The organism is Rhodoferax sp., assembly GCF_039922535.1.
In the GTDB taxonomy this organism is placed as follows: domain Bacteria; phylum Pseudomonadota; class Gammaproteobacteria; order Burkholderiales; family Burkholderiaceae_C; genus Rhodoferax_B.
On sequence record NZ_JBDTEM010000136.1, the window covers coordinates 1 to 1,565 of the forward strand.

Sequence of the window (1,565 nt, forward strand, 5' to 3'; positions counted from 1 at the left end):
GCCGAAATTGCCCATGGCAACAACGACCTGTCGGCCCGCACCGAGCAACAGGCCAGCGCCCTGGAACAAACCGCCGCCTCGATGGAAGAGCTCAGCTCTACGGTGCGGCAAAACGCCGACAGCGCCAAGCAAGCCAACCAGCTGGCGCTAACGGCCTCGACCGTGGCCATCCAGGGCGGTGCGGTCGTAGCCCAGGTGGTCGAAACCATGAAGGGCATCAACGACTCTTCGCGCAAGATTGCCGACATCATCAGCGTGATCGACAGCATCGCCTTCCAGACCAACATCCTGGCGCTGAACGCCGCCGTGGAAGCCGCCCGCGCAGGCGAGCAAGGCCGTGGCTTTGCGGTGGTGGCCAGTGAAGTACGCAACCTGGCAGGCCGCTCAGCCGAAGCCGCCAAAGAAATCAAAGCCCTGATCAACGCCAGTGTGGAGCGGGTCGAGCAAGGCACGGCCCTGGTGGACCAGGCCGGTACCACCATGACCGAGGTGGCCAGCTCCATCCGCCGGGTCACCGACATCATGGGTGAAATCAGCGCTGCCAGCCAAGACCAGGCCCTGGGCGTGGCCCAAGTGGGTGAAGCCGTGCGGCAAATGGACCAAACCACCCAGCAAAACGCCGCGCTGGTGGAGGAAATGGCCGCCGCCGCCAGCGGCCTGAAGTCGCAGGCGCAGGAACTGGTGCAGACCGTGGCCGTGTTCAAGCTGGGCGACGACGACCGCAGCATGGCCCCGCGGATGCCCACCAGCAGCCCATTCACCGCAGCCAAGCCCCCTACCCGGCCACTGCCCGCCCCGCCCAAAGTAACCGCCATGCGGCCCGCCGCTGCGTTGCGCAAACCCGCTCCGACACAACCGCGCATCGCCGCACCGTCCTCCAAGGCACCCGCCAAGGCCCCCGCCAGCAAAACCGGCGACGAAGGCGACTGGGAAACTTTTTAACCATCTGCACCAGCGTGGATAGGCTGGCAAGCGGCCTTTTTTGCTACTATAAGAATAGCTACTGCCGCAGGTAGAAATTGCGGCAGAGGCACTTTTTATAGATATATCCGCCCAGGGGCCACGGCCATGCACTCCTCTTCCACCCCACTCCGCCGCAGCCTGCTGCGCAACCGCCAAGACGGCGGCAAAGTCGAAAATGTCGAACTCTTCTTCGACTTGGTCTTCGCATTCGCCATCACCCAGCTCTCGCACGGGCTACTGGCGGAGCTGAGCTGGGACAACGCCCTGCGCAGTGGCCTGCTGCTGATGGCGGTGTGGTGGGTGTGGATTTTCACCTCGTGGGTGACCAACTGGCTGGACCCGGTCCAGTCACCGGTGCGAACGGCTTTGTTCGCGATGATGCTGGCCGGGCTGGTGCTGTCGGCCTCGATCCCACGGGCTTTTGGCGAAAAAGGTTGGGCTTTTGCGCTGGCCTACGTGGGCATGCAGGTGGGCCGCACGCTGTTCTTTTTGTGGGCGGTGCGGGGTGAGCGCGCAAGCATGGTGCGCAATTTCCAGCGTATCCTGGTGTGGATGCTGCTGGCTGGCGTGTGCTGGCTAGCGGGTGGCTGGAGCGAGGGCCC

General features: G+C 64.2%; 2 protein-coding genes. Both read left to right on the plus strand.

Translation table 11 applies throughout. The features are described 5' to 3' along the window. Window positions 1-942 (plus strand): methyl-accepting chemotaxis protein (locus ABI213_RS06365; protein ID WP_348026458.1); only part of this gene is annotated, 942 nt, incomplete at its 5' end. Window positions 943-1,068: 126 nt separating this feature from the next. Beyond that, window positions 1,069-1,565, plus strand: a 497-nt coding sequence (locus tag ABI213_RS06370) for a low temperature requirement protein A (RefSeq protein WP_348026460.1), incomplete at its 3' end; no start/stop codon positions are given.